Consider the following 20776-nt stretch of genomic DNA (forward strand, 5'->3'; position numbering starts at 1 on the left):
GGGCATGCCTTTCAAGGTAGCCGCACACGATGAACATCGACCAGTATCTTCCCGTTCTTTTGTTCATTCTCGTCGGCATGGGTGTCGGCGTAGTCCCCCTGGTACTGGGGTATGTGCTGGGTCCGAACCGGCCCGATGCCGCCAAGAACTCCCCCTATGAATGTGGCTTCGAGGCCTTCGAAGACGCGCGCATGAAGTTCGATGTGCGCTACTACCTCGTCGCCATCCTGTTCATCCTGTTTGATTTGGAAATCGCCTTTCTGCTGCCCTGGGCCGTTGCGCTTCGGGACGTGGGTGGGGCTGGTTTCGCCGCTGTCCTTATTTTCCTGACCGTTCTCGTCGTGGGCTTTGTCTACGAATGGAAGAAGGGTGCGTTGGACTGGGACTGAAGCGGGTTCACTAAGGAAACACGATGATCGAAGGCGTGATGAAAGAAGGCTTCATCACCACGAGTTACGACTCTGTGGTGAACTGGGCCAAGACGGGCTCGCTGTGGCCCATGACATTTGGTCTGGCCTGCTGCGCGGTGGAGATGATGCACGCTGCGGCGGCGCGTTACGACATCGGTCGCTTTGGCTCGGAAGTCTTCCGTGCCAGCCCGCGGCAGTCGGACCTGATGATTGTGGCCGGCACCCTGTGCAACAAGATGGCGCCCGCCATGCGCAAGGTCTATGACCAGATGTCCGAGCCCCGCTGGGTCATCTCCATGGGCTCGTGCGCCAACGGCGGCGGCTACTACCACTACAGCTATTCCGTGGTGCGCGGCTGTGACCGCATCGTGCCGGTCGATGTCTATGTGCCTGGCTGCCCCCCCACGGCGGAAGCCCTGATCTACGGCATCATCCAGCTGCAGCAGAAGATCCGCCGCACCCATACCATCGCTCGCGTCTAAGGGCTAGATGATGACTGCTATTGCGATTCACCCCGAAGTGCTTCGGGATGTGGTGGCTGCTGCCTTGGGCGACAAGGCGCGCAGCGTGACCGTGGCCCTGGGCGAGGTGACGGTCGAAGTGTCCGCCGCCCAGTATCTGGAGGCCATGCAGGTTCTGCACACCGCCCCGGATTGCCGGTTCGAGGTCCTGGTGGACCTGTGCGGCGTGGACTACTCCACCTATGCAGAAGTCGGGCGTGAAGGCCCGCGCTTTGCCGTGGTATCCCACCTGCTGTCGATCAGCCTGAACCAGCGCCTGCGCGTTCGTGTCTTTTGCACCGACGACGATTTCCCGGTGGTGGCTTCCGTCACTTCCGTCTGGGCGGGTGCGAACTGGTTCGAGCGCGAGGCGTTCGACCTGTTCGGTATCGTCTTCGACGGCCATGACGACCTGCGCCGCATCCTGACCGACTACGGCTTCATCGGCCATCCCTTCCGCAAGGACTTCCCGCTGTCGGGCCATGTGGAAATGCGCTATGACCCCGAGCAACAGCGCGTGGTGTACCAGCCGGTCACCATCGAGCCCCGCGAGATCACGCCGCGGATCATCCGCGAAGACAACTACGGGGGCCTGCACTGAAGGCGCTCCAGGCGCCTTTTTGATGGACGACCATGGCTGAAATCAAGAACTATTCCCTGAACTTTGGTCCGCAGCACCCGGCAGCGCACGGCGTGCTGCGCCTGGTGCTGGAGCTCGACGGTGAAGTGGTGCAGCGCGCAGACCCGCACATCGGTCTGCTGCACCGTGCGACAGAAAAACTGGCAGAGAGCAAGACCTACATCCAGTCGCTGCCCTATATGGACCGGCTGGACTACGTGTCCATGATGTGCAACGAGCATGCCTACTGCCTGGCCATCGAGAAGCTGCTGGGCATCGAGGTGCCCATCCGCGCCCAGTACATCCGCGTGATGTATTCGGAGATCACCCGCATCATGAATCACCTGATGTGGCTGGGCTCCAGCGGCAACGATGCGGGCAGCTCCACGACGCTGATCTACACCTTCCGTGAGCGCGAAGACCTCATGGACATGTACGAGGCGGTTTCGGGCGCTCGCATGCACGCGGCCTATTTCCGTCCGGGCGGCGTCTACCGCGACCTGCCCGACACCATGCCTCAGTACAAGGCCAGCAAGGTGCGCAATGCGCGCTCGGTCGAGATCATGAACCGCAACCGCCACGGCTCGTTGCTGGACTTCATCGACGACTTCACGCAGCGCTTCCCCAAGTGCGCGGACGAGTACGAGACCCTGCTGACCGACAACCGCATCTGGAAGCAGCGCAACGTGGACATCGGCGTGGTGACGGCCGAGCGCGCCATGAACCTGGGCCTGACCGGCCCCATGCTGCGTGCCTCCGGCGTGGCCTGGGACATGCGCAAGTCGCAGCCCTATGAGGTCTATGACCGCATGGACTTCGACGTGCCTGTGGGCAAGACCGGCGACTGCTACGACCGCTACCTGGTGCGCGTGGCCGAAATGCGCCAGTCCAACCGCATCATCAAGCAGTGCGTGGACTGGCTGCGTGCCAACCCGGGCCCGGTGATCGTGGACAACCACAAGATTGCCCCGCCGCCGCGCGAAGGCATGAAGTCCAACATGGAAGAGCTGATCCACCACTTCAAGCTCTTCACCGAAGGTTTCCGCGTGCCCGAAGGCGAGGCTTACGCGGCCATCGAACACCCCAAGGGGGAGTTCGGCATCTACATCGTGAGCGATGGGGCCAACAAGCCCTACCGCCTGAAGATCCGTCCGCCGGGATTCGCCAATCTGTCCGCCATGGACGAAATGTGCCGAGGCCACATGCTGGCCGACGCCGTGATGGTGCTGAGTACCCTGGACATCGTGTTTGGAGACGTTGACCGATGATTACCGAAGCGACCAAGGAGCGCTTTGCGCGCGAGGTGGCCAAGTACCCGGCCGACCAGAAGCAGTCTGCCGTGATGGCCTGCCTGTCCATCGTGCAGCAGGAGCAGGGCTGGGTCAGCGCCGAGAGCGAGGCCGTGATTGCCGAGTTCCTGGGCATGGCCGAGATCGCGGTGCATGAAGTCACCACGTTCTACAACATGTACAACCAGCGCCCCACGGGCACGTACAAGCTGAACGTCTGCACCAACCTGCCTTGCCAGCTGCGCGACGGCTACAAGGCGCTGCACCATCTGGAATCCCGCCTGGGCATCAAGATGGGCGAGACCACGCCTGACGGCATGTTCACGCTGCAGCAGTCCGAGTGCCTGGGCGCCTGTGCGGATTCGCCGGTGATGCTGGTGAACGACCGCTGCATGTGCAGCTTCATGAGCAACGAGAAGCTCGACGAATTGATCGACGGCCTGCGCGCCGCGGAGGGCAAGGCATGAACGCCGCCGCACAATCGGTCCTGGCCAAGTTTGCCTCTTCGGGCAGCGAGACCTGCTTTCACGACCGCCACATCAATCCGCAGATCTACGCCGACCTGACCGGCGCCAACTGGTCCATCAAGGACTACGAGGCACGCGGCGGCTATCAGGCGCTGCGCAAGATCCTGGGCAAGGATGGCAGCGAAGGCCTGACCCAGGACCAGGTGATCGCCACCGTCAAGGAATCGGGCCTGCGCGGCCGCGGCGGCGCAGGTTTCCCCACGGGCCTGAAGTGGAGCTTCATGCCCCGCCAGTTCCCGGGCCAGAAGCACCTGGTCTGCAACTCGGACGAAGGCGAGCCTGGCACCTGCAAGGACCGCGACATCCTGGTGCACAACCCGCACATCGTGATCGAGGGCATGATCATCGCCGCCTACGCGATGGGCATCTCCCTGGGCTACAACTACATCCACGGCGAAATCTTCGAGGCCTATGAGCGCTTCGAGGCTGCGCTGGAAGAAGCCCGTGCCGCCGGCTACCTGGGTGACAACATCATGGGCAGCAGCTTCAGCTTCCAGCTGCACGCGCACCATGGCTTCGGCGCCTACATCTGCGGCGAAGAGACAGCGCTGCTGGAGTCGCTGGAAGGCAAGAAGGGCCAGCCGCGCTTCAAGCCGCCGTTCCCGGCCAGCTTCGGCCTGTACGGCAAGCCCACCACCATCAACAACACCGAAACCTTTGCGGCCGTTCCCTGGATCATCCGCAACGGCGGCGCTGCGTACCTGGAGTGCGGCAAGCCCAACAACGGCGGCACCAAGATCTTCTCGGTCAGCGGCGACGTGAACCTGCCCGGCAACTACGAAGTGCCGCTGGGCACGCCCTTCAGCAAGCTGCTGGAGCTGGCCGGTGGCGTGCGCACGGGCCGCAAGCTCAAGGCGGTGATCCCCGGTGGATCGTCCTCGCCCGTGCTGCCGGCTGACATCATCATGGAATGCACGATGGACTACGATTCCATCGCCAAGGCCGGCTCCATGCTGGGCTCGGGCGCCGTGATCGTGATGGACGACTCGCGCGACATGGTCGAGAGCCTGCTGCGCCTGTCCTACTTCTACCAGCACGAGTCCTGCGGCCAGTGCACTCCCTGCCGCGAAGGCACGGGCTGGCTGTGGCGCGTGGTCAACCGAATCGAGCACGGCGAAGGCCGTCCTGAAGACATCGAGCTGTTGGACTCGGTGTCCGTGAACATCATGGGGCGCACGATCTGTGCGCTGGGCGATGCGGCAGCGATGCCGGTGCGCGCCATGATCAAGCACTTCCGCCACGAGTTTGAAGCGAAGATCCAGAACGCTTCCAAGCAGACGGTCCACGCCGCCTGATCGCGAGAAAAGCATATGGTTGAAATTGAACTGGACGGAAAAAAGGTGGAGGTCGCCGAAGGCTGCATGGTCATGCATGCAGCCGAGAAGGCAGGCACCTACATCCCGCATTTCTGCTATCACAAGAAACTTTCCATCGCCGCCAACTGCCGCATGTGCCTGGTGGATGTGGAAAAAGCCCCCAAGCCCATGCCCGCCTGCGCCACGCCCGTGACGCAGGGCATGATCGTGCGCACCAAGAGCGAGAAGGCGATCAAGGCACAGCAATCGGTGATGGAGTTCCTGCTCATCAATCACCCGCTGGACTGCCCGATCTGCGACCAGGGCGGCGAATGCCAGCTGCAGGATCTGGCCGTGGGCTACGGCAGCTCCGCCTCGCGCTACGAGGAAGAAAAACGCGTGGTCTTCCACAAGGACGTGGGCCCGCTGATCTCCATGCAGGAGATGAGCCGCTGCATCCACTGCACCCGCTGCGTGCGCTTCGGACAGGAAGTGTCCGGCGTGATGGAGCTGGGCATGATCAACCGCGGCGAGCACTCCGAGATCACCACGGTGGTGGGCGATACGGTGGACTCCGAGCTGTCGGGCAACATGATCGACATCTGCCCCGTGGGCGCGTTGACCAGCAAGCCCTTCCGCTACAGCGCCCGCACCTGGGAGCTGTCGCGCCGCAAGTCGGTCTCGCCCCATGATTCCACGGGTGCCAACCTCATCGTCCAGGTCAAGAACCACAAGGTTCTGCGCGTAGTGCCCTTCGAGAACGAAGAGGTCAACGAGTGCTGGATCGCCGACCGCGATCGCTTCTCCTACGAAGCCCTGAACAGCGACGAACGCCTGACCCGCCCCATGCTCAAGCAAGGCGGCGAGTGGAAGGAAGTCGATTGGCAGACCGCCCTCGAATACGTGGCCAATGGCCTGCGCCAGATCAAGAACGACCATGGCGCCTCCGCCATCGGTTCGCTGGTCAGCCCGCACAGCACGCTGGAAGAGCTGTACCTGGCAGGCAAGCTGGTGCGTGGCCTGGGCAGCGAGAACATCGACTACCGCCTGCGCAATGCCGAGTTCACCGCCGCCCAGGGCGTGCAGTGGCTGGGCACGCCCATCGCGTCGCTGTCCAAGCTGCAAGGCGTCCTCGTGCTGGGCTCCAACCTGCGCAAGGACCATCCGCTGTTCGCGCAGCGCATCCGCCAGGCTGCCAAGCAGGGCTGCGCCGTGCTCGCCATCAATGAGCGTGTCTACGACTGGGCCATGCCGGTGACGGCGTCCATCGTGGCTGCCCCGGACTGGGCCCAGGCGCTGGCCGATGTGGCCGCCGCCGTGGCGCAGGAAAAGGGCGTTGCCGCTCCCGTGGCCGCCGCCGACGTGCATGCCGAGGCCCAGGCCATCGCCGCCGCGCTGCTGCGCGGCGAGCGCAAGGCCATCTTGCTGGGCAATGCCGCTGCGCACCACGCACAGGCATCGACCCTGCTGTCGCTGGCCAACTGGATTGCCGAGCAGACCGGCGCCTCGGTCGGCTACCTGACCGAAGCCGCCAACACGGTGGGCGCACAGTGGGTGGGCGCACAGCCTGCCGCCTCGGGCCTGAACGCAGGCCAGATGCTGGCCGGCGGCCTCAAGGCCGTGCTGCTGCTGAACAACGAACCCGTGTTCGACTCCGCTGCCGGCGCCCGCGCCGCGGAGGCACTGGGCAAGGCCGAGATGGTCGTGACCCTGAGCCCCTTCAAGGCCAACATGGAATTCAGCGACGTGCTGCTGCCCATCGCCCCGTTCACGGAAACCTCGGGCAGCTTCGTCAACGCCGAAGGCCGCCTGCAGAGCTTCCACGCCGTGGTCAAGCCGCTGGCCGAAGCCCGTCCGGGCTGGAAGGTGCTGCGCGTGCTGGCCAACCTGCTGGGCGTGCAGGGCGTGGACTACGAGACGTCGCAGGACGTGCTCGCAGCCGCCACGGCCGCTGCCACCAGCGTGCCGGCCAACCTGCTGGGCAACGGTGCGCCTGCCGTGAATTCCATCGCCAACGGTGCCGGCCATGCCGCGCCCGTGGTGGCCAGCATTTATCAGCTCGACAGCATCGTGCGCCGCGCGACATCGCTGCAACTGACGGCAGATGCACGTCAGGCTCGTGAGGGAGGCGCCGCATGATTGACGCACTCAAGACGGCCGGTGCCGGCCTGATCGCCGCACCCTGGTGGACCGACGTGGCCTGGCCCGTGCTCTGGATCCTGCTGGGCATCGTTGCCATCGTCGCCCCGCTGATGGGCGCCGTGGCCTACCTGACGCTGTGGGAGCGCAAGCTGCTGGGCTTCATGCAGGTTCGCATGGGTCCCAACCGCGTGGGTCCCTTCGGCCTGCTGCAGCCTCTGGCCGACGGCCTGAAGCTGCTGACCAAGGAACTGATCCAGCCCACGGCTGCTGCCAAGGGCCTGTTCTACGTGGGCCCGGTGATGGCCATCATGCCCGCCCTGGCGGCATGGGTGGCGATCCCCTTCGGTCCCGACGTGGCCCTGGCCAACGTCAATGCCGGCCTGCTGCTGATCATGGCCATCACGTCCATCGAAGTCTATGGCGTGATCATTGCGGGCTGGGCCTCCAACTCCAAGTACGCCTTCCTGGGTGCGCTGCGCGCCTCGGCACAGATGGTCAGCTATGAAATCGCGCTGGGCTTCTGCTTCCTGGTGGTCATCATGGTCACGGGCAGCATGAATCTGACGCAGATCGTGCTGAGCCAGGGCCAGGGCCAATTCGCCAGCATGGGTGTCAGCGTCCTGTCGTGGAACTGGCTGCCGCTGCTGCCGATCTTCGTGGTCTACCTGATCTCGGCCGTGGCCGAGACCAACCGCCACCCCTTCGACGTGGTCGAAGGCGAAGCCGAAATCGTGGCCGGCCACATGGTCGAGTACTCGGGCATGGGCTTTGCCATCTTCTTCCTGGCCGAATACGCCAGCATGTGGCTGGTGTCCATCCTGGCCGTGGTGATGTTCCTGGGCGGCTGGCTGCCTCCGTTCGACTTCCTGTCGTTCATCCCAGGATGGATCTGGCTGGCGGCGAAGACTTTCCTGGTCGTGTCCATGTTCATCTGGATCCGTGCCACCTTCCCGCGCTTTCGCTATGACCAGATCATGCGTCTGGGCTGGAAGATCTTCATTCCCGTCACCCTGGTGTGGCTGGTCGTCGTGGGTGGCTGGATGCACTCGCCTTGGAACATCTGGAACTGAGCGGAGCAAGAATGTCTGCGGTTGCTGCTACCCCATTTTCGATCAAAGATTTCCTCAAGAGCTTCATGCTCTGGGAACTGGCCAAGGGCATGGCCCTGACTGGCCGCTACACCTTCCGCCGCAAGGTCACGGTGCAGTTCCCCGAGGAAAAGACACCCCTGTCGCCGCGTTTTCGCGGACTGCACGCCCTGCGCCGTTATGACAACGGCGAAGAGCGCTGCATTGCCTGCAAGCTGTGCGAGGCGGTGTGCCCGGCCATGGCCATCACCATCGAGTCCGATGTGCGTGACGACGGCTCGCGCCGCACCACGCGCTACGACATCGACCTGACCAAGTGCATCTTCTGCGGCTTCTGCGAGGAAAGCTGCCCAGTGGACTCGATCGTCGAGACGCATATCTTCGAATACCACGGAGAAAAGCGCGGCGACCTGTACTTCACCAAGGACATGCTGCTGGCCGTTGGCGATCGCTACGAACCCGAGATTGCCGCCGCCAAGGCTGCGGACGCCAAGTACCGCTGAAGCGGCTCCTTGATCACTTGAAAAGATTCGATCCATGGACGCCAAAACTGGTTTCTTCTATCTGTTCTCGGTCGTGCTGCTGTTTGCAGCCTTCCGGGTCGTCACGGCGCGCAACCCCGTGCATGCCGTGCTCAACCTGATCCTGGCCTTCTCGCAGGCTGCCGGCATCTGGCTCCTGCTCAAGGCCGAGTTCCTGGGCGTGACCCTGGTGCTGGTCTACCTGGGTGCCGTGATGGTGCTGTTCCTGTTCGTGGTGATGATGCTGGACATCCGCATCGACGCCGTGCGCCAGGGGTTCTGGAAGCATTTCCCCTTCGCTGCCCTGATCGGCGCACTGATTGCCTTTGAAATGGGCATGGTGCTGATGGGCGGCTTCAGCGGCGTCGAGGAGCCCAAGGCCATTGCGGCCACGGTCAACGCTGCCGGCCAGACCGTGCAGTACTCCAACACCCAGGCCCTGGGCAAGCTGCTGTACACCGAATACCTGTACCCCGTCGAGATCGCTGCCGTGATCCTGCTGGTGGCCATGATTGCCGCCATCGCCCTGACCCTGCGCAAGCGCAAGGACAGCAAGGCAGTGAACCCGGCCCAGCAGATCCGCGTGCGCGCAAAGGATCGCCTCGAGCTGGTCAAGGTGCCGGTCACCCAGGCGCCGCAGGCACCGGCCGCCGAGGCAACCCCCGCCGTGGAGACAAAAGCATGACGTTGACTTTGGGCCATTATTTGACGCTGGGCGCCATGCTGTTCGCGCTCTCCGTCGTTGGCATTTTTCTGAACCGCAAGAACCTGATCGTGCTGCTGATGGCCATCGAGCTGATGCTCCTGGCCGTCAACACCAACTTCGTGGCGTTCTCCAGCTATCTGGGTGACATGCACGGCCAGGTGTTCGTGTTCTTCATCCTGACAGTGGCAGCCGCCGAGTCGGCCATCGGTCTGGCGATCCTGGTGCTTCTGTTCCGCAACAAGACCAGCATCAATGCGGAAGATCTCAACTCCCTCAAGGGTTGAGTCCGCCGTAACTTGCAAGGTTCTTAAGAATGAGTCAAACACTCTCTGCATCCATGCTCCTGGCGGTGCCGCTGGCACCGCTGGCGGGCTCCGTGCTCGCGGGCATCTGGGGCACGGCCTTCGGCGGCAACAAGATCGGTCGCGGCGGCAGCCATACCCTCACCATCGCGGGCGTGCTGATCGCCTTCATCCTGTCGGCCATCACGTTCAACAGCGTGATCTTCGACGGCGCGCGTTTCGACCAGTCCATCTACACCTGGATGGAAATCGGCGGCCTGAAGATGGAGGTCGGTTTCCTGATCGACAGCATCACGGCCATGATGATGTGCGTGGTGACCTTCGTGTCGCTGATGGTGCACATCTACACCATCGGCTACATGCAGGAAGATGACGGCTACAACCGTTTCTTCTCCTACATCTCGCTGTTCACCTTCTCCATGTTGATGCTCGTCATGAGCAACAACCTGCTGCAGCTGTTCTTCGGCTGGGAAGCCGTCGGCCTGGTGTCCTATCTGCTGATCGGCTTCTACTACAACAAGCCCACGGCCATCTTCGCCAACATGAAGGCCTTCCTGGTCAACCGTGTGGGTGACTTCGGCTTCATCCTGGGCATCGGCCTGATCGCTGCCTACACCGGCACCATGAACTACGGCGAAATCTTCGCCAAGCTGCCCGAGATCCAGAACACCCTGCTGCCGGGCACCGGCTGGCTGCTGGTGACGGTGACGGCCATCTGCCTGTTCATCGGCGCCATGGGCAAGTCGGCACAGTTCCCGCTGCACGCCTGGCTGCCCGATTCGATGGAAGGCCCGACCCCCATCTCGGCACTGATCCACGCCGCCACCATGGTGACGGCCGGTATCTTCATGGTCTCGCGCATGTCGCCGCTGTACGAGCTGTCGGACACGGCACTGAGCTTCATCCTGGTGATCGGCTCCATCACGGCGCTGTTCATGGGCGTGCTGGGCATCATCCAGAACGACATCAAGCGGGTGATCGCGTACTCCACGCTGTCGCAGCTGGGCTACATGACCGTGGCCCTTGGCGCCTCCGCCTACTCGGTGGCCGTGTTCCACCTGATGACCCACGCCTTCTTCAAGGCCCTGCTGTTCCTTGGCGCCGGTTCGGTGATCATGGGCATGCACCACAACCAGGACATCCGCTGGATGGGTGGCGTGCGCAAGTACATGCCCATCACCTGGATCACCTTCCTGCTGGGCAACCTGGCGCTGATCGGTACGCCGTTCTTCTCGGGCTTCTACTCGAAGGACGCCATCATCGAAGCCGTGCACGCCACGAACCTGCCGGGCGCAGGCTTCGCGAACTTCGCGGTGCTGGCCGGCGTGTTCATCACGGCCTTCTACTCCTTCCGCCTGTACTTCATCGTCTTCCACGGCAAGGAGCGCTACGACCAGAACCCGGACGCGCACCACGATGACCACCACGGTCACGATGACCACCACGGCCATGGCCACGATGCCAAGCCGCACGAGTCGCCCCTGGTCGTGACCGGTCCGCTGATGCTGCTGGCCATCCCCTCGGTGGTGATCGGTGCCATCGCGCTGATGCCCATGCTGTTCGGTGACTTCTTCAAGGGCGTGATCCACGTCGATGGCGCAAAGCACGGCGCCATGGCCGAACTGGCCGAGAAGATCCACGGCTGGGTGCCCATGGCACTGCACGGCTTCACGGCCGCGCCGTTCTGGCTGGCACTGGCAGGCGTCGTCGTCTCCTACCTGTTCTACATGGTCAAGCCCGAAGTTCCTGCGGCCATCAAGTCGGCCATGCAGAAGATCGGTGTCTACCAGGCACTGGAAGGCAAGTACGGCGTGGACTGGGTCTACGAAAACATCTTCGCCCGTGGTGCTCGCGCCTTCGGCAGCTTCTTCTGGAAGGTCGGCGACCAGGCCATCATCGATGGCGCCATCGTCAACGGTTCGTGGAAGCTCATCGGCCGCATCGGCCAGTGGGTGCGCAAGCTGCAGTCGGGCTATCTCTATCACTACGCGTTGGTCATGCTGCTGGGCGTGTTCGCTCTCATGACGTATTTCGTGTGGCTCAACAAGTAGTAGAGGAAGAACAAAAATGCATTGGTTGAGTCTTTCAATCTGGGTGCCGATCGCATTCGGCGCCCTCCTGCTGGCCCTGGGCCGCGAGGATCAGGTCAAGGCAGTGCGCTGGCTGGCCCTGGTCGGCGCCCTGGCCGGCCTGGCGGTCACGCTGCCGCTGATCCAGCAGTTCGACAACAGCACGGCTGCGATGCAGTTCGTGGAGAAGGCGCTGTGGATCGAGCGCTTCAACATCTACTACCACCTGGGCGTGGATGGCATCTCGTTCTGGTTCGTGCCGCTGACGGCCTTCATCACCGTGATCGTCGTGATCGCGTCGTGGGAAAACATCACCGAGCGCGTGAACCAGTACATGGGCGCGTTCCTGATCCTGTCCGGCCTGATGGTCGGCGTGTTCAGCGCACTGGACGGCCTGCTGTTCTATGTGTTCTTCGAAGCCACGCTGATCCCGATGTACCTGATCATCGGTATCTGGGGCGGCCCCAACCGCATCTACGCGGCCTTCAAGTTCTTCCTGTACACGCTGATGGGTTCGCTGCTGACCCTGATCGCGATCATCTATCTGTACACCCAGTCCGGTGGCAGCTTCGAGATCCTCGACTGGCACAAGCTGCCGCTGTCCATGACGGCCCAGACGCTGATCTTCTTCGCCTTCTTCGCGGCCTTCGCCGTGAAGGTGCCGATGTGGCCGGTGCACACCTGGCTGCCCGACGTGCACGTGGAAGCGCCCACCGGCGGCTCCGCCGTGCTGGCTGCCATCATGCTGAAGCTCGGTGCCTACGGTTTCCTGCGCTTTTCCATGCCCATCGCCCCTGATGCATCGCACAAGTGGGCCTGGCTGGTCATCGCGCTGTCGCTGGTCGCCGTGATCTACGTGGGCGTGGTCGCCCTGGTGCAAAAGGACATGAAGAAGCTGGTGGCCTACTCGTCCGTGGCCCACATGGGCTTCGTGACCCTGGGCTTCTTCATCTTCAACCCGCTGGGCGTTGCCGGCGGCATCGTGCAGATGATTGCCCACGGCTTCGTGTCGGGCGCCATGTTCCTGTGCATCGGCGTGCTCTACGACCGCGTGCACTCGCGTGAAATCGCCTCCTACGGCGGCGTGGTCAACACCATGCCCAAGTTCGCGGCCTTCGCACTGCTGTTCGCCATGGCCAACTGCGGCCTGCCCGCAACGGCCGGCTTCGTGGGCGAGTGGATGGTGATCCTGGGTGCCGTCCAGTACAACTTCTGGATCGGCCTGGGCGCTGCCACTGCGCTGATCTTCGGCGCCGCCTACACCCTGTGGATGTACAAGCGCGTCTACCTGGGTCCGGTCACCAACGACAATGTGCGCGGCCTGACCGACATCGGCAACCGCGAGTTCCTGGTGCTGGGTCTGCTGGCCATCGCCGTGCTGTACATGGGTCTGTATCCCAAGCCCTTCACTGACGTGATGGATGTGTCCGTGGCCGAGCTGCTCAAGCATGTGGCCATGAGCAAGCTGCAGTGACCAGACTGAAACGAGAGAATCGAGATGATTGACAACATCAGCTGGCTGGCCATCTATCCGGAGATCCTTCTCCTGGTCATGGCCTGCGTGATCGCCCTGGTGGACCTGGGCGTCAAAAGCCCGCGCCGCACGGGCACCTATGTTCTGACGCTGCTGACCCTGGGCGTGGTGGCCGTGCTGCAAGGCATGTACGCCTCCAGTGGCAACACCTTCTATGGCTGGGGCAACATGGTGGTCTCCGACGCCATGGGCAACTGGCTCAAGTGCTTCGCCACCGTGGCCATGATGGTCACCCTGGTCTACGGCCGCCCCTACGCCGCCGACCGCGACATGCTTCGCGGCGGAGAGCTGTTCACGCTGGCCATGCTCGCGCTGCTGGGCATGTTCATCATGATCTCGGGCAACAACTTCCTGGTCATCTACCTGGGCCTGGAGCTGCTGACGCTGTCCAGCTACGCCCTGGTGGCCCTGCGCCGCGACCACACGGCGTCGGTCGAGGCCGCGATGAAGTACTTCGTGCTCGGCGCCATGGCCAGCGGCTTCCTGCTGTACGGCATGTCCATGCTCTACGGTGCGACCGGCTCGCTGGACATCGGTCAGGTCTTCAAGGCCATCAACTCGGGCGAGATCAAGCACCAGGTGCTGGTGTTCGGCCTGGTCTTCGTGGTCTCCGGCCTGGCCTTCAAGCTGGGCGTGGTTCCCTTCCACATGTGGGTTCCCGACGTCTACCAGGGCGCTCCCACGGCCATCACCACCATGATCGGTGGCGCGCCCAAGCTGGCCGCCTTCGCCATCGTCATCCGCCTGCTGGTGGACGGCCTGCTGCCGCTGGCCATCGACTGGCAGCAGATGCTGGCGGTGCTTGCCATCGCCTCGCTGCTGGTCGGCAACCTGGCCGGCCTGCAGCAGACCAACCTCAAGCGCATGCTGGCCTACTCGACCATCTCGCAGATGGGCTTCGTGCTGCTGGGCCTGATGTCGGGTGTGGTGGATGGCAAGGTCGATCCGGCCACCATCGAGAACGCCTACAGCTCGGCCATGTTCTACGTGGTGACCTACGTGCTGACCACGCTGGCCGCCTTCGGCGTGATCCAGCTGCTGGCCCGCGAAGGCTTCGAGAGCGAAGAGGTCGCCGACTTTGCCGGCCTCAACCAGCGCAGCCCGCTGTATGCCGGCGTGATGGCGATCTGCCTGTTCTCCATGGCCGGTATCCCCCCCCTGGTGGGCTTCTACGCCAAGCTGTCGGTGCTGCAGGCACTCGTGGCATCGGGCCACAGCCTGTACATCGCGCTGGCCGTGTTTGCCGTGGTCATGTCGCTGATCGGCGCCTTCTACTACCTGCGCGTCGTCAAGGTCATGTACTTTGACGAACCCATCACCGCCACCAGCGTTTCCGCTTCGCTGGACGTGCGCGTGGTGCTGACCCTCAACGGCGCCCTGGTGCTGGGGCTGGGCCTTCTGCCGGGTGGCCTGATGGCCCTGTGCGCCGACGCCGTCGTGCGCGCCCTGGCTTCCTGATCCACTTTCCCGATGCGGGGCCCTGCACGCAGGGCTTCGCGGTGAGGACATCGGCTTGTCGCAAACCGCTTCGATCTGGCTCGTGATATTGGCTGCCCTTGTGGCAGCCAATTTGCCTTTCTTCAACGCCCGCTGGCTGCAGCTAGGGCCGCTGCGCGCCCAGCGCAAGCCGCTGGCCATGTGCCTGCTGGAGATGGTGCTGCTGTACTTCATCGTCGGCGGCGTGGCGCTGCTGCTGGAGCGCCGTGTGGGGCAGATCGCGCCCCAGGGCTGGGAGTTCTATGCCGTCACGGGAGCGTTGTTCCTGACGCTGGCCTTCCCCGGTTTCGTCTATCGTTTCCTGATTCACCGCCGCGGCTGAGGCTGCGGTGCCGGTTGTCTCATGGGTGGGGGTGCGTGATGAAAGTGCTCGACCTGCATTGCCCGCACGGCCATCTGTTCGAGGGCTGGTTCGCCTCGGAAGATGATTTCCAGGGCCAGTTGCAGCGCCAGCTGGTGCTGTGCCCCGTCTGCGGCCACAGCGACATCACCAAGCGACTGAGCGCCCCCCGCATCAATCTTGGCGCCAAGCCCGCAGCCATGCCCCCGGCTGCAGCGGCTGAACCTGCTGCAGCCGCCTCGGCTGCCAGTGCGGCAGCCGTTCCCTCACCGTCCATGCCGCCCCAGGCGCGCGAGCAGCTGCAGGCCATGCAGGCCGCCTGGCTGAAATGGTCGCGCCAGGTGGCGCAGCAGACCGAGGACGTGGGCGAGCGCTTTGTCGATGAAGCCCGCCGCATGCACTACGGCGAGACGGACGAGCGCGCCATCCGCGGCAAGGCCAGTCCCGAGCAGGCCATGCAATTGCTGGATGAAGGCATTGCCGTCCTTCCATTGGCCTTGCCCGAAGGCAGCAAGGAAACGCTGCAGTAAGTGGCGACTGGCACGTGCTGTCTTGGCGACGACAATTGCGCCCATTGCAATGGATCGGCAGTTTCCAGGCCAGGCCTTTGCTTGTTGCTATTGATTGAGTAGCGTCCCGACTGACTTTGTCGCCCTTCAATTGAAGAGACGACAAACTCAAGCATATCCGCGGCTTTTCGCATAGTGACTGAGCAGGCCACAGGGAGATTGCCGACCTGGGTGTTTCCCGTAAGGCAGCGGACATTGGCCGCTGCCCTGTAAGTCGCAAAAAGGGTAGTTTGCTATCGCTTTGGAAGCGCTCTGGCCTTCCGTGTGGGCCGCGCCGGGCCGAGATGCTGGAGAACCCTAGGCTCTGCCTGTCACCGCGGCACCTTACAGCCCCGTGTGTGCTTGATTATTTCAAGTGTGAGTGGTTGCTTCTATCGTTTGCGAAGACCAGGCTTGATGCGCCATGCTGCAGTGCGGGGCAGGGCCTGTGCTTAGGAGCACCTACGTAGGCGTTTTCCCGCTGCGGTGCACAACGTCGGCAAGCCTACGATGCGTCCGACCCTGCACAACGCCCGCCAGAGCCTCTGGCGACGCGTTGGGGGCTGGCAGCATCAACGGAGCAGGCGAAGCGCACATGAGCGACGTTATTCTCGAAACCCGGAACCTGACCAAAGAGTTCAAGGGATTTACGGCGGTGAGCAAGGTGGACCTTTCGGTGCGCCGTGGCTCCATCCATGCCTTGATCGGCCCCAATGGCGCAGGCAAGACCACCTGCTTCAATCTGCTGACCAAGTTCCTGGAGCCCACCTCCGGCACCATCCGTTTCAATGGCGAGGACATCACGCGGGAAGCACCGGCGCAGATTGCGCGCCGTGGCGTGATCCGGTCCTTCCAGATCTCGGCCGTGTTCCCGCATTGCACGCTGCTGGAGAACGTGCGCATCGGCCTGCAGCGCAAGCTGGGCACGGAGTTCCATTTCTGGCGCAGCGAGAAGAGCCTGTCGCAGCTCGATGACCGCGCCATGCAGTTGCTGGCCGAAGTGGGCCTGCAGGATCTGGCCGACGAGGTCACGGTCAACCTGCCCTATGGCCGCAAGCGTGCGCTGGAGATTGCCACCACGCTGGCCATGGAGCCCGAGCTGATGCTGCTGGACGAACCCACGCAGGGCATGGGCCACGAAGACGTGGACCGCGTGACCCAGCTGATCAAGAAGGTCTCGGCCGGCCGCACGATTCTCATGGTGGAGCACAACATGAAGGTGATCTCCACCATTGCCGACCGCATCACGGTGCTGCAGCGCGGCGCCGTGCTGGCCGAGGGGCCGTACGAGGAAGTTTCGCGCAACCCGCAAGTGATGGAAGCGTATATGGGCACCACCGACGGCCAGTTGCAGGGAGCGCATTGAGATGACTGCACCGGCATTGGACATCAAGGGCCTGCAGGCCTGGTACGGCGAATCCCATGTGCTGCACGGCATGGACCTGGTGGTCCAGCCCGGCGAGGTGGTCACGCTGCTGGGGCGCAACGGCGCGGGCCGCACATCCACGCTGCGCGCCATCATGGGTCTGACGGGCGCGCGCAAGGGCTCCATCCGGATCAACGGCGTGGAGGCCATCCATCTGCCCACGCACCGCATTGCCCACCTGGGCGTGGGCTACTGCCCTGAAGAGCGCGGCATCTTCTCCAGCCTCTCGTGCGAGGAGAACCTGATGCTGCCGCCGCCGCTCAAGACCGGCCAGCCGGGCATGAGCGTGGATGAGATCTACGCCATGTTCCCCAACCTGGCCGAGCGCCGCCACAGCCAGGGCACGCGCCTGTCGGGTGGCGAGCAGCAGATGCTGGCCGTGGCGCGCATCCTGCGCACGGGCGCGCGGCTGCTGCTGCTCGACGAAATCTCGGAAGGCCTGGCACCCGTCATCGTGCAGGCGCTGGCCCGGATGATCACCATGCTGCGCACCAAGGGCTACACCGTGGTCATGGTGGAGCAGAACTTCCACTTCGCGGCGCCGCTGGCCGACCGCTTCTACGTGGTCGAGCACGGCCATGTGGTCGAGCGTTTCGGCGCGTCCGAGCTGCAGGCCAAGATGCCCGTGCTCAACGAGCTGCTGGGCGTTTGACCCGGATATCCATCGTGGCCGGCGCCTGGGGCTCGCCGGCTGCATTCCTGCCATGGCCCTGTGACAAAAACCCAAGACATCAACGCGAAGGAGACACCAATGAAAGCAAAACTGACCGCACTGTCGTGCATGCTGGCTGCGGCCGGCCTGGCCAGCCCGCTTGCCATGGCACAGGAGAAGGTGAAGATCGGCTTCGTGACCGACATGTCCAGCCTGTATGCGGACGTGGAAGGCAAGAACGCCGTCACCGCCATGCAGATGGCCATCGATGACTTCGGCGGCAAGGTGCTGGGCCAGCCCATCGAGCTGCTGAGCGCCGACCACCAGAACAAGGCCGACATCGCCGCCTCCAAGGTGCGCGAGTGGGTGGACACGCAAGGTATCTCGCTGGTGTTCAGCGGCACCAACTCCGGCACGGCCCTGGCGGTGTCGCAGGTGGCCAATGAGAAAAAGCGCGTGCACTTCAACAGTGGCGCGGGTTCCTCGGCACTGACCAACGAGCAGTGCAATGCCTACACCGTTCACTACGCCTATGACACCGTGGCCCTGGCCAAGGGCACGGGTACGGCCGTGGTCGAGCGCGGCGGCAAGGACTGGTTCTTCCTGACGGCCGACTACGCCTTCGGCCACGCGCTGGAGAACGACACCACGGCCGTGATCAAGGCCAAGGGCGGCAAGGTGGTGGGCGGCGTCAAGCACCCGCTCAATGCCTCGGACTTCTCGTCCTTCCTGCTGCAGGCGCAGGCCTCCAAGGCCCAGATCCTGGGCCTGGCCAACGCCGGTGGCGACACCATCAACGCCATCAAGGCGGCCAAGGAATTCGGCATCAACAAGAGCATGAAGACCGTGGGCCTGCTGGTGTTCCTGACCGACATCCACAGCCTGGGCCTGAAGAACACCGAAGGCATGCAGTTCACCACCAGCTGGTACTGGGACCAGAACGATGCCACGCGCAAGTTCGGCGAGCGCTTCTTCGCCAAGACCAAGCGCATGCCCACCTCCATCCAGGCTGCCGACTACTCGGCCGTGACCAGCTACCTCAAGGCCGTGCAGGCCGTGAAGTCCACGGATGCCGACAAGGTCATGGCCTACCTCAAGAGCACGCCCATCGACGACTTCTACGGCAAGGGCTCGATCCGTCCCGATGGCACCTTCGCCCACGACATGTACCTGGTCGAGGTCAAGAAGCCCGCCGAATCCAAGAAGCCCTGGGACTACCTGAAGGTCGTGGCCACACTGCCCGCCGACCAGGTCTGGACCACCAAGGCCGAGACCAAGTGCGCGCTGTGGAAGTAACGCTGCGCCGCCACTGACCCCCAACCGCCACCCGGCCAACCACGACAGCTGCATCCCATGGAAATCTTTGGTGTTTCCCTGCCAGGCCTGATGAGCCAGCTCCTTCTGGGGCTGGTCAACGGCTCGTTCTACGCCATCCTCAGCCTGGGGCTGGCGGTGATCTTCGGCCTGCTCAACGTGATCAACTTCGCCCACGGCGCGTTGTTCATGCTGGGCGCCATGGTCACCTGGATGGCCATGAGCTACTTCAACATCAACTACTGGGTGATGCTGGTGCTGTCGCCGTTGCTGGTGGGCCTGCTGGGCGTGCTGATCGAGCGCTTTTTATTGCGCTGGATCTACAAGCTCGACCACCTCTACGGCCTGTTGCTGACCCTGGGCCTGTCGCTGCTGATCGAGGGCCTGTTCCGCTCGGTCTACGGCGTCTCGGGCCTGGGCTACGACACGCCCGAGCTGCTGGAAGGCGCGACCAACCTGGGCTTCATGATCCTGCCCAACTACCGCGCCTGGGTGGTGCTGGCCTCCATCGTGGTCTGCGTGGCCACCTGGTTCATGATCGAGAAGACGCGCATCGGCGCCTACCTGCGGGCCGGCACCGAGAACCCGCGCCTGGTCGAGGCCTTCGGCGTCAACGTGCCCGTGATGATCACGCTGACCTATGCCTTCGGCGCGGCGCTGGCGGCGTTTGCTGGCGTGCTGGCGGCGCCCGTCTACCAGGTCACGCCGCTGATGGGGCAGAACCTCATCATCGTGGTCTTCGCCGTGGTGGTGATCGGCGGCATGGGCTCCATCATGGGCTCCATCCTCACCGGCCTGGGCCTGGGCGTGATCGAGGGCCTGACCAAGGTCTTCTGGCCCGAGGCTTCGTCCACCGTGGTGTTCTTCATCATGGTCATCGTTTTGCTCATCCGCCCCGCCGGCCTGTTCGGCAAAGAGAAATAACAAGAACGAGGACAAGGGGCCGACCACATGAAATCCAAGACTCTCGTTCAACGCATCGCCCCCTGGGGCTATGGCCTGCTGCTGCTGGGCCTGCTGGCGGCGCCCATGCTGGGTGCCTACCCGGTGTTCGTGATGAAGCTCATGTGCTTCGCACTGTTCGCCTCGGCCTTCAACCTGCTGCTGGGCTACACGGGCCTGCTGTCCTTCGGCCACGCGGCCTTCCTGGGCGGCGCGGCCTATGTGACGGGCTATGCCATCAAGGGCTGGGGCTTCACGCCCGAGCTGGCCATGCTGGCCGGCACGGCCGGGGGCGCGCTGCTGGGGCTGATCTTCGGCTGGCTGGCCATCCGCCGCCAGGGCATTTATTTCTCGATGATCACGCTGGCGCTGGCCCAGATGCTGTTCTTCGTGTGCCTGCAGGCGCCCTTCACGGGCGGCGAGGACGGACTGCAGGGCGTACCGCGCGGCAAGCTGTTCGGCCTCATCGACCTGACCAGCGACCTGACCATGTACTACGTCACGCTGGTCATCGTGGTCCTGGCCTTCCTGCTGATCGTGCGCACCATCCACTCGCCCTTCGGCCAGGTGCTCAAGGCCATCAAGGAGAACGAGCCGCGCGCGACCTCGCTGGGCTATGACGTGGCGCGCTTCAAGCTGCTGGCCTTCGTGATCTCGGCCGCGCTCACGGGCCTGGCCGGTTCGCTCAAGACCGTGGTGCTGGGCTTTGCCACGCTGTCGGATGTGCACTGGACCACCTCCGGCCACGTGATCCTGATGACGCTGATGGGCGGCCTGGGCACGCTGTCCGGCCCCATCCTGGGCTCGGCCGTGGTGGTCATGCTGGAGAACAAGATCGGCGAGTTCGGCAGCTTCCTGCAGCGCCTCACGGGCGTGGAGTGGTTCTCCACGCTGGGCGAGTCGGTGACCATCGTCACCGGCCTGATCTTCGTGGTCTGCGTGCTGCTGTTCCGCAAGGGCATCATGGGCGAGCTGATCGCCTGGCTGCAGAAAAAGCGTACCCCTTGAGATCCTGAAGACCGCACCGAGCGGCGGGAAGGGCAGGCCACCAGGAC

General features: G+C 63.6%; 21 protein-coding genes. All 21 read left to right on the forward strand.

The window, feature by feature from the left end; genetic code table 11:
* Positions 1 to 29 precede the first annotated feature (29 nt).
* The 21 genes from AC57B5_RS26160 to AC57B5_RS26260 all read left to right on the forward strand — a co-directional run bounded on the left by AC57B5_RS26160 (position 30) and on the right by AC57B5_RS26260 (position 20729).
* Entirely contained in the window at positions 30 to 389 is a 360-nt protein-coding gene (locus tag AC57B5_RS26160; protein WP_012206979.1) for an NADH-quinone oxidoreductase subunit A, read from the forward strand.
* A 23-nt stretch (positions 390 to 412) separates the two neighbouring features.
* The gene (locus tag AC57B5_RS26165; RefSeq protein WP_012206978.1) at positions 413 to 892 is read left to right on the forward strand and encodes a NuoB/complex I 20 kDa subunit family protein; all 480 of its coding nucleotides are present in this window, start codon (positions 413 to 415) and stop codon (positions 890 to 892) included.
* Positions 893 to 902: 10 nt separating this feature from the next.
* A complete protein-coding gene (locus tag AC57B5_RS26170; protein ID WP_043783660.1) occupies positions 903 to 1511 on the forward strand; it encodes an NADH-quinone oxidoreductase subunit C in 609 nt (202 codons plus the stop codon).
* 32 nt (positions 1512 to 1543) lie between these two features.
* Positions 1544 to 2797 (forward strand): NADH-quinone oxidoreductase subunit D, encoded by a 1254-nt coding sequence (locus tag AC57B5_RS26175; protein ID WP_013801061.1) that lies wholly within the window; start codon positions 1544 to 1546, stop codon positions 2795 to 2797.
* Entirely contained in the window at positions 2794 to 3285 is a 492-nt protein-coding gene (gene nuoE / locus AC57B5_RS26180; RefSeq protein WP_012206975.1) for an NADH-quinone oxidoreductase subunit NuoE, read from the forward strand. Before AC57B5_RS26175 ends, nuoE begins: the two co-directional genes overlap by 4 nt.
* Positions 3282 to 4640: an NADH-quinone oxidoreductase subunit NuoF gene (gene nuoF / locus AC57B5_RS26185; RefSeq protein WP_034396578.1), complete on the forward strand. Its 1359-nt coding sequence runs from the start codon at positions 3282 to 3284 to the stop codon at positions 4638 to 4640. Before nuoE ends, nuoF begins: the two co-directional genes overlap by 4 nt.
* Positions 4641 to 4655: 15 nt before the next feature.
* Positions 4656 to 6779, forward strand: a complete 2124-nt coding sequence (gene nuoG, locus AC57B5_RS26190; RefSeq protein ID WP_013801063.1) for an NADH-quinone oxidoreductase subunit NuoG — start codon at positions 4656 to 4658, stop codon at positions 6777 to 6779.
* Positions 6776 to 7852, forward strand: a complete 1077-nt coding sequence (gene nuoH / locus AC57B5_RS26195) for an NADH-quinone oxidoreductase subunit NuoH (RefSeq protein ID WP_013801064.1) — start codon at positions 6776 to 6778, stop codon at positions 7850 to 7852. The genes nuoG and nuoH overlap by 4 nt, the downstream gene beginning before the upstream one ends.
* A gap of 11 nt (positions 7853 to 7863) precedes the next feature.
* The gene (nuoI, locus tag AC57B5_RS26200) at positions 7864 to 8373 is read left to right on the forward strand and encodes an NADH-quinone oxidoreductase subunit NuoI (RefSeq protein ID WP_012206971.1); all 510 of its coding nucleotides are present in this window, start codon (positions 7864 to 7866) and stop codon (positions 8371 to 8373) included.
* A 34-nt stretch (positions 8374 to 8407) separates the two neighbouring features.
* Positions 8408 to 9076, forward strand: a complete 669-nt coding sequence (locus tag AC57B5_RS26205) for an NADH-quinone oxidoreductase subunit J (RefSeq protein ID WP_012206970.1) — start codon at positions 8408 to 8410, stop codon at positions 9074 to 9076.
* Positions 9073 to 9381 carry an NADH-quinone oxidoreductase subunit NuoK gene (nuoK, locus tag AC57B5_RS26210; RefSeq protein ID WP_012206969.1) on the forward strand — a complete coding sequence of 103 codons (309 nt, stop codon included), beginning with the start codon at positions 9073 to 9075 and terminating at the stop codon, positions 9379 to 9381. Before AC57B5_RS26205 ends, nuoK begins: the two co-directional genes overlap by 4 nt.
* Before the next feature lie 29 nt (positions 9382 to 9410).
* On the forward strand, positions 9411 to 11450 hold the full coding sequence (gene nuoL, locus AC57B5_RS26215) for an NADH-quinone oxidoreductase subunit L (protein ID WP_012206968.1): 2040 nt from the start codon (positions 9411 to 9413) through the stop codon (positions 11448 to 11450).
* A 16-nt stretch (positions 11451 to 11466) separates the two neighbouring features.
* On the forward strand, positions 11467 to 12942 hold the full coding sequence (locus AC57B5_RS26220; RefSeq protein WP_012206967.1) for an NADH-quinone oxidoreductase subunit M: 1476 nt from the start codon (positions 11467 to 11469) through the stop codon (positions 12940 to 12942).
* Between the two features lie 24 nt (positions 12943 to 12966).
* Positions 12967 to 14460, forward strand: coding sequence for an NADH-quinone oxidoreductase subunit NuoN (nuoN, locus tag AC57B5_RS26225; RefSeq protein WP_012206966.1), 1494 nt, complete (start codon positions 12967 to 12969; stop codon positions 14458 to 14460).
* Between the two features lie 55 nt (positions 14461 to 14515).
* Positions 14516 to 14821, forward strand: a complete 306-nt coding sequence (locus AC57B5_RS26230; RefSeq protein ID WP_012206965.1) for a DUF2818 family protein — start codon at positions 14516 to 14518, stop codon at positions 14819 to 14821.
* A 38-nt stretch (positions 14822 to 14859) separates the two neighbouring features.
* Positions 14860 to 15369: a DUF1178 family protein gene (locus tag AC57B5_RS26235; RefSeq protein ID WP_043819224.1), complete on the forward strand. Its 510-nt coding sequence runs from the start codon at positions 14860 to 14862 to the stop codon at positions 15367 to 15369.
* Positions 15370 to 15982: 613 nt separating this feature from the next.
* A complete protein-coding gene (locus tag AC57B5_RS26240; RefSeq protein ID WP_012206963.1) occupies positions 15983 to 16753 on the forward strand; it encodes an ABC transporter ATP-binding protein in 771 nt (256 codons plus the stop codon).
* Position 16754: 1 nt separating this feature from the next.
* Positions 16755 to 17465: an ABC transporter ATP-binding protein gene (locus tag AC57B5_RS26245; protein WP_496400612.1), complete on the forward strand. Its 711-nt coding sequence runs from the start codon at positions 16755 to 16757 to the stop codon at positions 17463 to 17465.
* A 99-nt stretch (positions 17466 to 17564) separates the two neighbouring features.
* Positions 17565 to 18761: an ABC transporter substrate-binding protein gene (locus tag AC57B5_RS26250; RefSeq protein WP_012206961.1), complete on the forward strand. Its 1197-nt coding sequence runs from the start codon at positions 17565 to 17567 to the stop codon at positions 18759 to 18761.
* 57 nt (positions 18762 to 18818) lie between these two features.
* A complete protein-coding gene (locus AC57B5_RS26255) occupies positions 18819 to 19703 on the forward strand; it encodes a branched-chain amino acid ABC transporter permease (RefSeq protein ID WP_012206960.1) in 885 nt (294 codons plus the stop codon).
* A gap of 27 nt (positions 19704 to 19730) precedes the next feature.
* On the forward strand, positions 19731 to 20729 hold the full coding sequence (locus tag AC57B5_RS26260) for a branched-chain amino acid ABC transporter permease (protein WP_012206959.1): 999 nt from the start codon (positions 19731 to 19733) through the stop codon (positions 20727 to 20729).
* Positions 20730 to 20776: the final 47 nt, after the last annotated feature.

It is taken from the genome of Delftia sp. BGA-UO-ETr-SB1, from assembly GCF_059567865.1.

Coding starts and splice junctions, on each gene's coding strand:
- AC57B5_RS26160 (WP_012206979.1), top strand. CDS start 30: ATGAACATCGACCAGTATCTTCCCGTTCTTTTGTTCATTCTCGTCGGC.
- AC57B5_RS26165 (WP_012206978.1), top strand. CDS start 413: ATGATCGAAGGCGTGATGAAAGAAGGCTTCATCACCACGAGTTACGAC.
- AC57B5_RS26170 (WP_043783660.1), top strand. CDS start 903: ATGACTGCTATTGCGATTCACCCCGAAGTGCTTCGGGATGTGGTGGCT.
- AC57B5_RS26175 (WP_013801061.1), top strand. CDS start 1,544: ATGGCTGAAATCAAGAACTATTCCCTGAACTTTGGTCCGCAGCACCCG.
- nuoE (WP_012206975.1), top strand. CDS start 2,794: ATGATTACCGAAGCGACCAAGGAGCGCTTTGCGCGCGAGGTGGCCAAG.
- nuoF (WP_034396578.1), top strand. CDS start 3,282: ATGAACGCCGCCGCACAATCGGTCCTGGCCAAGTTTGCCTCTTCGGGC.
- nuoG (WP_013801063.1), top strand. CDS start 4,656: ATGGTTGAAATTGAACTGGACGGAAAAAAGGTGGAGGTCGCCGAAGGC.
- nuoH (WP_013801064.1), top strand. CDS start 6,776: ATGATTGACGCACTCAAGACGGCCGGTGCCGGCCTGATCGCCGCACCC.
- nuoI (WP_012206971.1), top strand. CDS start 7,864: ATGTCTGCGGTTGCTGCTACCCCATTTTCGATCAAAGATTTCCTCAAG.
- AC57B5_RS26205 (WP_012206970.1), top strand. CDS start 8,408: ATGGACGCCAAAACTGGTTTCTTCTATCTGTTCTCGGTCGTGCTGCTG.
- nuoK (WP_012206969.1), top strand. CDS start 9,073: ATGACGTTGACTTTGGGCCATTATTTGACGCTGGGCGCCATGCTGTTC.
- nuoL (WP_012206968.1), top strand. CDS start 9,411: ATGAGTCAAACACTCTCTGCATCCATGCTCCTGGCGGTGCCGCTGGCA.
- AC57B5_RS26220 (WP_012206967.1), top strand. CDS start 11,467: ATGCATTGGTTGAGTCTTTCAATCTGGGTGCCGATCGCATTCGGCGCC.
- nuoN (WP_012206966.1), top strand. CDS start 12,967: ATGATTGACAACATCAGCTGGCTGGCCATCTATCCGGAGATCCTTCTC.
- AC57B5_RS26235 (WP_043819224.1), top strand. CDS start 14,860: ATGAAAGTGCTCGACCTGCATTGCCCGCACGGCCATCTGTTCGAGGGC.
- AC57B5_RS26240 (WP_012206963.1), top strand. CDS start 15,983: ATGAGCGACGTTATTCTCGAAACCCGGAACCTGACCAAAGAGTTCAAG.
- AC57B5_RS26245 (WP_496400612.1), top strand. CDS start 16,755: ATGACTGCACCGGCATTGGACATCAAGGGCCTGCAGGCCTGGTACGGC.
- AC57B5_RS26250 (WP_012206961.1), top strand. CDS start 17,565: ATGAAAGCAAAACTGACCGCACTGTCGTGCATGCTGGCTGCGGCCGGC.
- AC57B5_RS26255 (WP_012206960.1), top strand. CDS start 18,819: ATGGAAATCTTTGGTGTTTCCCTGCCAGGCCTGATGAGCCAGCTCCTT.
- AC57B5_RS26260 (WP_012206959.1), top strand. CDS start 19,731: ATGAAATCCAAGACTCTCGTTCAACGCATCGCCCCCTGGGGCTATGGC.